General features: G+C 71.2%; 11 protein-coding genes. 10 read left to right on the top strand and 1 reads right to left on the bottom strand.

Features of this window, described 5'->3' with window-relative positions:
• The 6 genes from ASF47_RS19235 to ASF47_RS19260 all read left to right on the top strand — a co-directional run bounded on the left by ASF47_RS19235 (nucleotide 1) and on the right by ASF47_RS19260 (nucleotide 7,480).
• Complete coding sequence (locus ASF47_RS19235; protein WP_056865659.1) at nucleotides 1-762, top strand: hypothetical protein; 762 nt, start codon at nucleotides 1-3, stop codon at nucleotides 760-762.
• Between the two features lie 3 nt (nucleotides 763-765).
• Nucleotides 766-1,563 carry a hypothetical protein gene (locus ASF47_RS19240; protein ID WP_056865660.1) on the top strand — a complete coding sequence of 266 codons (798 nt, stop codon included), beginning with the start codon at nucleotides 766-768 and terminating at the stop codon, nucleotides 1,561-1,563.
• 491 nt (nucleotides 1,564-2,054) lie between these two features.
• Entirely contained in the window at nucleotides 2,055-3,842 is a 1,788-nt protein-coding gene (locus ASF47_RS19245) for a GspE/PulE family protein (protein ID WP_056865661.1), read from the top strand.
• Between the two features lie 29 nt (nucleotides 3,843-3,871).
• Nucleotides 3,872-5,452, top strand: a complete 1,581-nt coding sequence (locus tag ASF47_RS19250; protein ID WP_056865662.1) for a type IV pilus twitching motility protein PilT — start codon at nucleotides 3,872-3,874, stop codon at nucleotides 5,450-5,452.
• A complete protein-coding gene (locus tag ASF47_RS19255) occupies nucleotides 5,452-6,705 on the top strand; it encodes a type II secretion system F family protein (RefSeq protein ID WP_056865663.1) in 1,254 nt (417 codons plus the stop codon). The genes ASF47_RS19250 and ASF47_RS19255 overlap by 1 nt, the downstream gene beginning before the upstream one ends.
• 82 nt (nucleotides 6,706-6,787) lie before the next feature.
• Nucleotides 6,788-7,480 carry a hypothetical protein gene (locus ASF47_RS19260; RefSeq protein ID WP_056865664.1) on the top strand — a complete coding sequence of 231 codons (693 nt, stop codon included), beginning with the start codon at nucleotides 6,788-6,790 and terminating at the stop codon, nucleotides 7,478-7,480.
• Nucleotides 7,481-7,559: 79 nt separating this feature from the next.
• Here the strand turns inward: ASF47_RS19260 and ASF47_RS22155 are convergent, their stop codons facing one another.
• Nucleotides 7,560-7,682, bottom strand: coding sequence for a hypothetical protein (locus tag ASF47_RS22155; protein WP_268778336.1), 123 nt, complete (start codon nucleotides 7,680-7,682; stop codon nucleotides 7,560-7,562).
• 269 nt (nucleotides 7,683-7,951) lie between these two features.
• Between ASF47_RS22155 and ASF47_RS22160 the strand changes: the two genes are divergently transcribed.
• The 4 genes from ASF47_RS22160 to ASF47_RS19290 all read left to right on the top strand — a co-directional run bounded on the left by ASF47_RS22160 (nucleotide 7,952) and on the right by ASF47_RS19290 (nucleotide 12,533).
• On the top strand, nucleotides 7,952-8,518 hold the full coding sequence (locus tag ASF47_RS22160) for a hypothetical protein (RefSeq protein WP_056865665.1): 567 nt from the start codon (nucleotides 7,952-7,954) through the stop codon (nucleotides 8,516-8,518).
• 198 nt (nucleotides 8,519-8,716) lie between these two features.
• Nucleotides 8,717-9,388 (top strand): hypothetical protein, encoded by a 672-nt coding sequence (locus ASF47_RS19270; RefSeq protein ID WP_056865666.1) that lies wholly within the window; start codon nucleotides 8,717-8,719, stop codon nucleotides 9,386-9,388.
• A gap of 1,136 nt (nucleotides 9,389-10,524) precedes the next feature.
• Entirely contained in the window at nucleotides 10,525-11,181 is a 657-nt protein-coding gene (locus ASF47_RS19285; protein WP_056865669.1) for a hypothetical protein, read from the top strand.
• Nucleotides 11,178-12,533, top strand: a complete 1,356-nt coding sequence (locus tag ASF47_RS19290) for a hypothetical protein (protein WP_056865670.1) — start codon at nucleotides 11,178-11,180, stop codon at nucleotides 12,531-12,533. Before ASF47_RS19285 ends, ASF47_RS19290 begins: the two co-directional genes overlap by 4 nt.
• Nucleotides 12,534-12,574: the final 41 nt, after the last annotated feature.

A 12,574-nucleotide genomic window follows, 5' to 3' on the forward strand; every position in this document is an offset into this window, starting at 1 on the left:
ATGACCAAGAAGCAGACCCAGATCATCGCCATCGGCGCCCTCATGGCCGTCGCCCTCGTCGCCGCGGCCTTCTTCCTCGGCATCAAGCCGCAGTTGGCCCGCGCCGCCGCGGCCAACACCGAGCGCGACGCCGCCCTGGCCGAGCAGAGCAGCCTGGAGGTGGTCCTGGCCGACCTGCAGGCCAAGCAGGCCGGTCTGGGTACCGCCCAGAAGGCCTACAAGTCCCTGGCCGCGCAGTTCCCCGAGGAGTTCGGCATCTCCTCGTGGCTCAACATGGTCACCGCCGCGGCCAACGACGCCGGGGTCGCCCTGGTCGACATCCAGCCCGGACTGCCCACCGTCGGGACCGGCACCACCGCCGACGCCGCGGTCGTGCCCGTCGTCCCGGTTGCCCCGGCGCCCGCCGACGGCCAGACCCCCATCGACCCGGCCACCGGAGCCCCCGTGGCTGCCGCCCCGGTCTCGGAGGTGGCCTACTCGCAGGTCACGATGAGCGCCGAGGGCTCGACCGCTGAGATCCGTCGCTTCGTGGCGCTGCTGGCCACCATGGAGCGCCCCCTGCTCATCGACTCGCTGTCCTACACCGGGCAGGGCAACAGCGTCGTCTCCATCACCGGCAAGACGTTCCTGCTGAAGGCGCTCCCCACCCTGGAGACGGCGGCCGCCGCCGCCGAGGAGGGCTCCGAGCCCGCTGCCGACAGCGCCGCCGGAACCGCCGGAACCGACACTGCCGCCGGTGCCGTGGCCGTCCCGGCGGACTGAGTCATGGGGCCCGACACGACGCCGCGAACCGACCGGGCCAGCGACCAGGCCGCCGTCACCGGTGACAGCGCTGCCTCTGACGTAGCCGCCTCTGCCGACGAGCAGTGGGTCGACCTGTTCGCCGGTCCGCGCGGAGGTCTCGCCTGGGTCGTGTCCGTCCTCGGCGGCCTCGCGCTGATCATCGCCGCCTCGACGCTGCCCGAGCGAGGTGCCTGGCTGGCCCCCAGCCTCACCCCCGCGCTCGCGGCCGGGCTGTGCTTGATGCCCGCCTTGTCCTACGTCGACGCCTGTCGCACCCTCCTGCCGACCGTCCTCATCCGCACCTCGCTGGCCGCCAGCGGGCTGCTGGCTCTGGCCGCGACGGCGGTGAGCGACGTGGCGTTCGAGTCGGTCCTCAACGCAGCGACCAGCGGCGCGTGCGCGTACCTGGCCATGCGCCTGGTGTGGTTCCTGGCCCCTCCCGGGTTCCTCGGAGAGGGCGACATTCGCCTGGTCGGGCTCGGTGGCTTCCTGCTCGGACTGATCTCGCCGTTGCACGTGCTGGTCGGGCTCGCCGTCGTCCCGGCCCTCACCGCAGTGCTCGGGCTCATCGTCCTCCTCGCGCTCAGCGCCGTGGTGCGAGCGTTCACGCGCCCCTCGCGAGCCAGCAGCAGCCCCGGAGACGGTGCCGACCTCCACGAGACCGCGCAGAGCACGACACAGGCGCCCTGGGCGATGCCCTTCGGGCCCTGGCTGTGCCTTGGCATCGCCCTCCTGTGCCTGCTGCCTGACCTTCCTCAGCGACTCGGTCTGGCTCTCTGAGCCAGCGCACACCGACCATCCGCGGCTCGTGCGCCGCCCGTCGAGCCGCGGCACAGGACCCCCAGCACCACACAGCGAGAGACCAACTCGCTGACCGACCACTCTCACCCGAAGGACACACCATGCTCGACAGCCTCAACTCGCAGTGGCACACCATCCCCAAGTGGCGCAAGGCGCTCTACGCCGTGGGCCTGCCGGTCGGCGCCATCGTCGCCATCGCGCTCTTCGTCGTCTGAGCCCCTCCCGGAGCGGTCACCTCACCGTGACCGCTCCGGGAGCGCTCCGGGCGGCGACCCGCTCCGATCAGCCCACCGCACACCTCGTCACCGCTACCCGAGCGCCCAGCGCTTCTCGGAGGGGAACCCATGGACCACGTCAGCGACTCGGCCGCCGAGGACGGCAGCGTGCCCGCTGCTGGTCACCTCGGAGATGGAGACTCCGCAGGGGCCGCCTGGGACCCCTTCGCCGCGACGCCCGGCCCTGCTCGCCCGATGAGCGATCCCCTCTTCGACCCCCTGAGCGGCCCCGAGCGGCTCTCCCTGCACCCCACCACCCCGCCTCCCGACGCCCCCGAGGACAAGTCGGCCGGTGGCCGGGGCACCCCCTCGCTGCCCGCCGTGCCCGTCCCCGGCGACGCCTCCTACACCGCCACCCGACGGGCCCGGCGAGAACTGGCGCACCTGGACCCGAACCGCTCCGACTCATCCAACGGTGAGGCCCGCGAGCGCGCGGCGCGGCGCAACTGGGCGTTCGTGGACCTCGACCAAGAGGGCATCGAACTGCCCGCCGACGCGCTGGCCTTGCTGAAGGGCACCGTGGCCCGCGAGTACAACGTGCTGCCCATCGGGCTCGACGGGCGACGCATCCAAATCGCGGTCCCCGACCCCGACGACGCCGTCCTGGCCGACGCCCTGCGCGCGCACCTGGCCGGGTACACCATGGCGCGTGTCTACGCCGAGCCCCGAGCGATCCGCCGCCAGATCGAGCGGTGGTACTCCACCCACGACGAGGCCGCTCGGATCGCCCGCGAGTCCGCTGCGAAGCGCCGCGCGACGGCGACTCCGGCAGGCGACGGCTTCGACGACATGGGCCGGATCGCGGACTCCCGGGGGTCCGACACCACCCAGATCCTGCGCCTGACCATCGAGCAGGCCCTGCGCGACGGCGCGTCCGACATCCACATCGAGCCGACCAAGCACGACGTCATCGTCCGCTTCGTCGTCGACGGCAAGGGCATGATCTACAACCGCCTCGCGGACTTCTACGGCGAGTCGCTGCTGACCAAGATCAAGGTCGACGCCCGCATGGAGACCGGCAACTTCCTGCGCCCCGACTCCGGCGTGCTGCAGTTCGAACGGCCCCACCAGGAGCCGGTCGACATCCGCGTCGAGATCGCACCTACCGTCCACGGCTCGACCTGCACCATGCGTCTGCAGCAGAACATCTGGCGCCCCCTCGACGGCCTGGGCTTCTCGGCCTACAACATGGAGCGTTTCCGCCGGGCGCTCGCCCAGCCCTACGGGATCATCCTGCTCACCGGCCCCACCGGCAGCGGAAAGTCCACGACCAACTACTCCGCGGTGCGGGAGATGATCAGCCCGACCCGCAAGATCATCACCCTGGAGAACCCGGTCGAGTACCAGGTCCCCGAGGGCGTCACCCAGATCAGCGTCAACGAGGGCCAGGGCATGACGTTCGCCTCGGGCCTGCGCTCGATCCTGCGCCAGGCTCCCAACACGATCCTGGTGGGCGAGATCCGCGACCGCGAGACCGCCGAGGTGGCCATCGACGCAGCGATGACCGGGCACCAGTTGTTCTCCACGGTGCACACCAACGACGCCTCCGAAGTCACCACCCGCCTGCTGCGCATGGGCATCGAGCCGTTCATGCTCGCCTCCTCGCTGCTCAGCACCGTGGGCCAGCGCCTGGTGCCGCGCCTGTGCCCGTCGTGCCGCGTGGAGCACTTCGCCTCCCCCGAGGAGATCACCGCTGCCGGGTTCGACCCCGACCAGGCCGACACCCACCTGCTCTACGCGGCCAACCCCGAGGGCTGCAACGACTGCCGCAACGGCATCGCAGGACGGCTCCCGATCCACGAGGTCCTCCTGGTCACCGAAGACCTCTCCGACGCCGTCGCCGCCAACGCCACCACGCCGACCGTCCGGCGCCTCGCCGCCGAAGGCGGCATGACCACCCTGCGCCAGGACGGCTGGGAGAAGGTCCAGCAGGGCCTCATCTCCCTGCACCACCTCAACGAGGCCACCCGCCGCTCCTTCTGAGCCACCGCCCCCGAACCAAGGAGTTGCGCATGGTCCCCGACGTGACCGCCAACGACCCCGACGAGCACCGCGACCCGCTCGCCTCCGCACCGACCGACCCACTGCAGGGAGGGTTCGTCGCGCCGCCGGTCGACCTGAGCCCGCCGCCCGGGCACCCCGCTGCATCGAGCCCGCCGCTCCCGGAGACGGCCACCACAGAGGCCGCCCCGGCGCGGTTCGTGCCCGGGTACACCCGCCCGCCCCAGCCGCTGGCCGCGCGTCAGCAGTCCGAGCACGGCGCACCGCAGGCGCAGATCGCCTCTCCGACCTCGGCCCCCGTGGTGGTCGAGCCCCCGACCCACCACGGCCCGCACGTCGCCGTCTCGACCCCGGTGGTCGTACCGCCGCCGTACCCGTCAGGGACCGCGGCTGACAGCCTCGCCGGGCCGAGCATGACCGAACCGTCCAGCGGCTTCGTCACCGAGCGCGACGTCCACCGACTCGCCGCCGACCCGCCCCGGATGGCCGGGCGCCCCGAACTGGAGCGGCTGCTGTGCGGCATGGTCTGGAACAACGCCTCCGACCTGCACCTGCGCCCCGGCCAGGCGCCCCGCTACCGCGTTGCCGGGCGACTGCTGCCGATCGCGGCCGAGCAGCCGCTGAGCAGCAACGACATCGCCGACCTCATGCGTGAGGCCGTCACCGAACGCGCCTGGTCGGAGTTCCTCGACCGCGGAGACAAGGACACCTCCTACGCGATGAGCGAGGAGGACGGCGCGGCCGCCACCAGCCGGTTCCGGGTCAACCTGCTGCGCACCTTCGGCAAGGTCGGCGCGGTCATCCGCACCATCCCCTCCAAGATCGTCACCCTCGACGACCTCGGCGCGCCCCAGCAGATCAAGCAACTGGCCAAGGAGCCCCGCGGCCTGGTGATCTTCGCCGGGCCCACCGGGTCCGGTAAGTCCACCACCCAGGCCGGGCTGCTCGACCTGTGCAACGAGACCCGGGACCAGTCCATCTTCACCCTCGAAGACCCCGTCGAGTTCGTGCACACCTCCAAGCGCTGCCTGGTGACCCACCGCGAGATCGGCGAGGACACCGAGTCCTTCGACATGGGCCTGCGCCAGGTGCGCCGCGAGGACCCCGACATCATCCAGATCGGCGAGATGCGCGACTACGCCACGGTCGCTGCCGCCATCGAGGCCGCCAACACCGGGCACCTCGTCTTCGGCACGCTGCACACCAACTCCGCGCCCGAGACGATCAGCCAGATCATCAACATGTTCCCCGCCGGGGAGCAGGAGCAGGTGCGCACCACCCTGGCCTCCAGCCTGCGTGCCGTGGTCTGCCAGACCCTCGTGGAGGCCCCCAAGACCCAGCGGGGTCGGGTGCTGGCCTGCGAGATCATGTTCGTCAACGCCGCGGTGCGCGCCAACATCCTGGCCAACGACATCGCCGCCATCAACTCCGCGCTGATCGACCAGTCCGAGGGCAACATGTCCCGCGACGCCCACCTGGCCCTGCTCATCAACCAGGGCCTCATCACCAAGCGAGCCGCGCTGTCGCACTGCTCGTCTCCCGCCAGCCTGGAGCAGATGCTCGGCAACAACCGCGAAGGGAGCCGTCGCTGATGGCCACCGCACAGATCGCCACCCGGGGGCTGGAGACCGAGGTCTACTCCTTCACCGTCCGCGCCCGCAGCGTCGCCGACGGCACCATCGTCAACCGCAAGGCCAAGGCCGCGCGCCGCAGCGACGTCGTCAACGCGCTGGACGAGCAGGGCCTGGTCCCGCTGCGCATCTCCGGCGGCCCCGGCGTGCGCAGCGGCGAGATCCAGGTCCGCAAGGCCGCCAAGCACCGCGCCCTGGTAACCACCACCCAGATGCTCAGCGGCATGATCAGCGCCCGACTGACCCCGGTGGAGGCCTTCGAGGTCCTCATCGACGACTGCGAGGACCTGGCGCTGCGCAACGCCATGACCGAGGTGCGCGACCGCATCGTCAACGGCGAGAAGTTGTCTGCCGCGATGGCCAGCCAGCCCGCCTTCCCCCCGCAGATGATCAACTTCGTTGTCGCCGGGGAGGCTGCGGGCGACCTGCCGGGCGCCTTCGACCGCATCGCCAAGCAGTACGACGCCGAGGACCGGCTGCGCTCCAAGGTCAAGAAGGCCCTGGCCTACCCGATCATCGTCTCCATCGTCGCGGGTGCGGTGTTCGCGGCCATGATGCTCTACATGGTGCCGTCCTTCGCGGCGTCCTTCGTCGACATCGGCGGCGAGGGCACCAAGTTGCCGCTGCTGACCCGAGCCGTGGTCGCCATCAGCGACGTGTGCCGCTACGCGATCCCCGCCTTCCTCGTCGCCTTCGTCCCGGCCCTGCTCGCCTACCGAGCCAACAAGCACAAGGACGGCGTCCGCGCGGTCGTCGACCCCCTGAAGATGAAGTTGCCCGTCCTGGGGCGCCTGTTCCACAAGATCGCCCTGGCCCGCTTCGCCCGCAACCTCTCCGGCCTCATCGCCGCCAACGTCGACCGCCTCGAAGCGCTGGAGATCACCGCCAAGACCGTCGGCAACGTCGCGATGGAGAAGGCCGTCATGGCCGCCCGCACCGCCCAGAAGAACGGGCAGCGTCTGGTCGACCCGCTGAAGGACGAGCCGCTGTTCCCCACGATGATCATCAAGATGATCGACGCGGGCGAACGCTCGGGTCAGACCGGCCCCATGCTGGAGAAGGCCGCCGACCTCTACGACCGCGACGTCGACCAGATCACCGACAACATGACCTCGCTCATCGAGCCGCTGTTCCTCGTCGTCCTCGGCGGCATGATCGTGACCATCGTGCTGGCCATCTACCTGCCCTACCTCCAACTCGGCACGCTCATCTGAGCCCAACCAGCCGACACCCAGCCAGGCACCCAGCCAGGCACCCAGCCAGGCGCCGGGCTGGGTGTCGGGCAACACTGGCGCCATGACCATCGGCCGCGACGTCGACCTGCTCGCCTCAGCCGCAGGCTCCCTCAGCCTGACCCCGCGCGGCCAGCGATGGTGTCATCTGTCGCTGTGCGTGCTCGATGCGGTGTTCTCGATCAACGCCAACTACTCCACGACGACCCGCACGGTCCACGCCTACGCCCGATCGGCAGGACTGGAGCCGGTGCTCGCGCCAGCAGCCGACGTCGCGGCTGGGCAGTTCCAGGCAACCGAGCAGAACCTGCGGGCGTTCGTCTCGACCGCGGGCGCTCTCGACCCGGATGCGTTCGCCTCGCTCCTGGACAACCGCCAACTGACCTCGACCCGCTCCGGCATCCGCAAGGCGGCCGCCGCGCAGCGCTACGCCCAGATCCTCATCGAGCACGGGCTCTTGACCCTCAGCGACGTGGGGACCGTCCTGGGCGACGCGGGACGCACCAGGAAGGTCGAACGGGCTCTTGCGGCAGTGCCTGGTCACGGCAGCGGCGTGAGGGTCTCCTACCTGTGGATGCTCGCCGGGGACGACGAGCACGTGAAGGCTGACCGGATGGTCCAACGCTGGGTGTCGCGGGCGCTGGGCCGCCCGGTCGGATCCGAGGAGGCAGCGTTGCTGCTCGCCGCAGCGGCGGGCTCGCTCGGCGTGACGCCGTGGGTCCTCGACCACGCGGTGTGGAGCGTCGAGCGCCGCTGACGCCGAGTCCATCCTGGCGGGACCCGAGGCGCCACGGCGCCTGCCCGGCAAGCGCCAGGCAGGTGCCGCGGGTGGGTGGTCAGCCCTTGCCCAGCGTCTTGCCCGCCTTCGACTTCGCCGACTTCGAGGTCGAGTCGGCAGCCAGCGCCTTGCCCGCCTTCGAGAGCGCTGCCTTGCTCGGCTTGCTGCTGCTCTTCGCCATGTGTGTGCACCTCCCACCAGTGGCTCGCGTTCGGCGGGCGACCCGGTGCCGGGCCGCCTCTACCTCTGATGCTCGCAGCGACTGCCGACACCGGGGCCACCGATCGGTGCGCCGAGCGGCAACCTCAGCCTGGTTGCCCCCGTCCCGTCCCCGTCCCGGCGCCTCCTCGGGCGCCCAGGGAGCGGAAGGCGCCCGGTTTTGCGCATGGTCCGCCGCGACACCAGCCGCGCGACCCGTCGTGGGTCGGCCGACCCTCGAAGGACACACCCGTGAACGCCACCCTCACCACCGACGCCACCGCCAACGTCGCCCCCGTGCCCACCCTGCGCCCGGGCCTCATGGCCTACCTGCGTGACCGCTCCGCGGTGCGCCGCGAGGCCACCGGCGCCAAGCAGGCCGGTCTCGCCCTGCTCGACGTCCTCCTCGGCATGGCGATCTTCGCGCTGATCATCATCATCGCGATCCAGTCGGTCAACCAGTACCGCCAGCGCGCCTTCCAGTCCGCCGCCCAGAGCGACGCCCAGCAGTTGGCCATCGGCCTGGAGGGCTACTTCACCGACTCCCAGGCCTACCCGGCCGCCTCCGGCACCGGCGCCGCGGCCACCGTCTCGGCCGCCGACCTCACCGCGATGGGGGTCAACCTCACCAAGGGCACCAGCGTGAAGTCCTACGTCCCCGTCCCCGCCACGGGCTCCTTCTCCTACTGCGTCGTGCACAAGTCCGGCGGCACCGCCGCGTCGAACATCGACGCCTGGGCCCGCTACGACTCCGCGCAGGGCGCCATCATCGACTCCGGTCGCGGTCTGACCGGCATGCCCGCCGCCTGCAACAACTGATCGACCCGCACCGGCTCTCCTGGGCCGGGTGATGACACAGGGCCCGACCTCGCCAGGTCGGGCCCTGTGTCGCTTCTGAGGTGTTCCGCGGCCACGTGCGCGCCTGGCTCTTTGCTTTGCGCATGGTCCCTGGCGTCGCACACCACGCCCATCACGTCGCCTGCCCGGACCGGGCGGCCAGCCCCCAAGGACATCTTCGTGAACGCCACCCTCACCACCGACGCCACCGCCAACGTCGCCCCCGTGCCCACCCTGCGCCCGGGCCTCATGGCCTACCTGCGCGACCGCTCCGCGGTGCGCCGCGAGGCCACCGGCGCCAAGCAGGCCGGTCTCGCCCTGCTCGACGTCCTCCTCGGCATGGCGATCTTCGCGCTGATCATCATCATCGCGATCCAGTCGGCAGGTCGAGGAGCTCGACGGGATGATCGCCTTCACCGGCCACTGCTCGACGTCCTCCTCGGCATGGCGATCTTCGCGCTGATCATCATCATCGCGATCCAGTCGGTCAACCAGTACCGCCAGCGCGCCTTCCAGTCCGCCGCCCAGAGCGACGCCCAGCAGGTGGCCATCGGCCTGGAGTCCTACTTCACCGACAAGCAGACCTACCCCGGCGCCTCCGGCACCGGCGCCGCGGCCACCATCGCGGCCGCCGACCTCACCGCGATGGGGGTCAACCTCACCGAAGGCGTCTCCATCAACTCCTACGCGCCCAGCGCCGCCACCGGCACCTTCACCTTCTGCGCGGTGCACAAGTCCGGCGGCACCGGAGCCGCCAACGTCGACGCCTGGGCCCGCTACGCCTCCGCCACGGGCGCGATCCTCGACTCGGGCCGCGGCCAGAGCGGCATGCCCGCAGCCTGCTCGGCCTGAGCCAAGGCGGCTCATCGCCGCGCTCTGCGTCACGACCGGCGGGCAGCGACCGCACCAGGTCCTCCCCGCCGGTTCGTCTTCTCCGGGCGTCCACTCCGGGCGTCGACGCGGCGGGGTGCGCCCACCCCTGCCGGTTTGCGCATGGTCCCTGGCGACACCAGCCGCGCGACCCCTCCCCGGTCGGCCGACCCTCGAAGGACACACCCGTGAACGCCACCCTCACCACCGACGCGACCGCCAACGTCGCCCCCGTGCCCACCCTGCGCCCGGGCCTCATGGCCTACATGCGCGACCGCTCCGCGGTGCGCCGCGAGGCCACCGGCGCCAAGCAGGCCGGTCTCGCCCTGCTCGACGTCCTCCTCGGCATGGCGATCTTCGCGCTGNGCGCGACCGCTCCGCGGTGCGCCGCGAGGCCACCGGCGCCAAGCAGGCCGGTCTCGCCCTGCTCGACGTCCTCCTCGGCATGGCGATCTTCGCGCTGATCATCATCATCGCGATCCAGTCGGTCAACCAGTACCGCCAGCGCGCCTTCCAGTCCGCCGCTCAGAGCGACGTGCAGCAGGCCTCGATCGGCCTGGAGTCCTACTTCACCGACAACCAGGCCTACCCGGCCTCGGGCAGCACCGCGGGCACGATCAGCGCCGCCAAGACCAGCACCGCTGCCACCCAGAACGCGGCCACGCTCTCGGCCCTGGGCACCAACCTGACCAAGAACACCTTCGTGTGGTCCTACACCCCGAACTCGGCCAACGGCACCTTCACCATGTGCATCGCCCACACCTCCGCCGGTCTCGGCACCACCGCCCTCACCGGCGCCGGTGTCGACGCCTGGGCCTCCTACAACTCCGCCACGGGCGCCATCGACGCCTCCGGCCGAGGCCCGATCAGCGGCACCGCGACCGCCGCCACCAACGGCGCCTGCCTGTGACCTGAGGTCATCGCAGGCCGCCTGATCGACGGCTGAGCATCACCAGCACCTCTGCAACGACCCGGGTCCCCCACGGATCCGGGTCGTTGCGGCGTTCAGCCGCCCTCAGCCGCCCCGCGGCACAGGGACCAGCAAGGGGCCGCAACGCGCGGCTTTGGCGCATGGTCCCCACCACGCACCCGTCCCTCAGCAGCCGACAAGGACCCTCATGCTCCAGCCCCGCCCGTCGCGGTCCGCGACCATGCTGCGCTCGGCCCTCGCGTGCTCAGCAGACCTGCGTGCACGCGCACGACGCGGACGCCGGGTCGACGAGGGCGGCTACCTGGTCATCGAGGCCGTCGTCTTCATGCTCGTCATCCTCGTCGCCGTCGGCGGCTACCTGGGGGTGGCGCGAGCAACGAACGTGGTCCAGCGCCAGAGCGCTGCCATCGACACCGTCGCGCAGCGGGCCCAGGGGATCCTGGCCCAGGCCGAGGCAACCCCGTGGCGCTACCTGGCCCTGGAGAGCACCGACGGCTCACCGACCTCCTTCGACCCCGACGGGTCCGGGCCGATCACCGCCCAGCCGACCGTGACCACCAGCGTCGACCTCGACGCCTCCGTCGCGGGCCGCCTGAAGCACAACCTCGGGACCGCCACCGTCAAGGGGATCGCCTTCTCCGACCAGCGGGTCTACATCACCTGGCAGTCCGGGTCCTCGCTGTCGACCGCTAAGGCGACCGGCGACTTCGGCACCAAGCGAATCACCGTCGTGCTGACCTACCGCGAATCAGGGAGCAGCGTGTCCAAGACCGCGACCTACTTCACCACCCGCACCCCCACCGTCGCCGAGGCGGCGCCGGTCAGCGTCGGGGTGGCGCCGTGATGACCCGCCACACCAACCCCCGCAGCAGCGCGCTGCTCGACCACGCGAGCACCACCCTGTGGACCGTCGTGGCCTTCGGCCTGCACTGCGCAGCCGCGGCTCGCGCACGACGCGACCGGCGACGCGACGAGCGCGGATTCATCGCCGGGGCCGCGCTGGGCATCGTGCTGCTCATCGGCGCGCTGACGCTGGTGATGCTGAAGACCTCGACCATCTCCACCAACACCACGCGCGAGGGCCGCGAGTTCACCCAGGCCCGACAGGGCCTCGACGAGGCCGTCTCCGACGCCCTCTACAAGTTCAACTCCACCGGCCTGGTCACCGCCGGGTCCGGCACCCGCACCGACGGGCGCGGATCATGGGTGTGGACCTACGACCCCACCACGCGGCTCCTCGATGCCAGCGGCACCGCAGACGACACCCGCCAGGCCGTCACGCTGCCTGTCCGCTCCCGTTTCGTCGGCTCCACCCGCACCCTCGATGACGGCACCCTGTCGTGGGGCCTGGCCGCCAACGGGCGTGACTCCAGCCTGAACAGCGGCCTGTGGTCCCACCTGCTCTCGGTCTCCGCGGGGGCTTCCTCGGTGCAGGGCCCCATCGCCCGCTTCGACAACGACGCCGACTCCCTCACCGTCGGTGTCCCGCCGAGTCTGGCCGTCTTCGGCACCGCGGATCTGGCGGTCAACTACAGCATCGCCAACCAGGCCCACGCCGTGTCCTACTCCAACGGCGCCACGGTGTCCGGATCCAGCATCATCGGCGGCAGCGCCATCCGCTCCTCGCTGACCGCCGAGCCCGACCTGGTGCTGCTCAACCAGCGCTTCGCCAACACCTCGGGCTGCCAGACCTTCCCCCGCACCACCACCAACGGGCTCGGTGTGAGCGTCGAGGAGGACCGCAACACCACCCTGGCCAACGCCAACTGGCTCTGCGCGAGCGGCAACCTGACCTGGACCGACGCCACCACCCAGACCTGGACCGGCACCAAGACCCTCTACGTCCCCGGCGACCTGACCATCCCCGCCGACATCACCACCGGCACCGGCCAGTTGCACATCTACGTCGGCGGGAAGGTCACCTTCGCGTCCGGCTCCACGGCCGTGCGCGTCCTCGGCAACTCCACCGGCGGGGTGTTCATCTACGCCCCGAACGGGGCCTGCGCCGCAGAGTTGGCGCTGGTGCTGCGCGGGGCGCTCGCGTGCAAGTCCATCACCGCCGAGTACAGCGGCAACACCTTCCAGTACCGGCAGCCGTCCGTCGACAACACCGCGCTCAGCGGCAGCCCCACCCAGCGGGTCTTCTACAACGAGGCCCCCGGCTACATCGACCTCCTCACCCGCCCCCGCCCCTGAGCCCCGCCCCTGAGCCCGCCCGTGAGCGCAGCCCCGGCCCC

The sequence above is a fragment of the Nocardioides sp. Leaf285 genome, from assembly GCF_001422955.1.
Classification (GTDB): Bacteria; Actinomycetota; Actinomycetes; order Propionibacteriales; family Nocardioidaceae; genus Nocardioides; species Nocardioides kribbensis.